1 protein-coding gene is annotated in these 800 nt (G+C 40.6%); it reads right to left on the bottom strand.

What is annotated here, in order from left to right:
• Positions 1 to 800: putative PEP-binding protein (locus ACFIO3_RS14440; protein ID WP_375704717.1), on the bottom strand; the 800-nt coding region annotated here is incomplete at both ends.

Raw genomic sequence — 800 nt, 5'->3', positions numbered from 1 at the left:
ACGCCTTTACTGGAGAAATATCGCAAGATATCATAGAAAGCTCATTAATTCCCAATCCAGTCAAAATCATTGCACCAAAAGGATCTCCAGCCATACCACCACATACACTAACCCAACACTTATTTTGTGCAGCTCCCTGAATAGTCTGATAAATCATACGCAAAACTGCTGGATCAAGGCTATCAGCTTCAGACACAAGGTACGGATTTTGCCGATCAACAGCCATTGTATACTGTGTTAGGTCATTGGTTCCAATTGAAAAAAAATCAACATGGGCGCTCAATACATCTGCCATAATGGCCGCTGCTGGAACTTCGATCATAATACCAAGTTTTAATTTTGGTGCATCAATATCGTTGCGGATTTCCTCTGCAATCTTTTTTAGAGCAACAATCTCTGAAACAGACATGACCATCGGAAACACAATCCATAGATCTCCACCCTCTTTTGCTGCTCGATATAAAGCACGTAATTGAGGCACCAAAAGATCACGTCGACGTAACAAAAGCCGCGTTCCTCGAACACCTAAAAAAGGATTGTCCTCTTTAGATAAATGTAAATGCGTAACCTGTTTATCTCCACCAATATCAAGTGCACGAATAATTAATGGCTTATCTCCTACAGCTGTAATCATCGCCCGATATATATTAAATTGTAGCTCTTCATCCGGAATATATGGATTCTCTAAAAACAAAAATTCCGTGCGCATAAGTCCAACACCTTCAGCCCCCAAATCAAGCGCAACAGGAACCTGATTTGCGTAGTTGACATTAGCCATGATACGAATTCTTTGACCATCT

This window comes from Bartonella sp. AD328YNZD (assembly GCF_042196425.1).
Note: the sequence above shows the minus strand (reverse complement) of the source record. Positions and strands in the feature narration are given on the sequence as shown.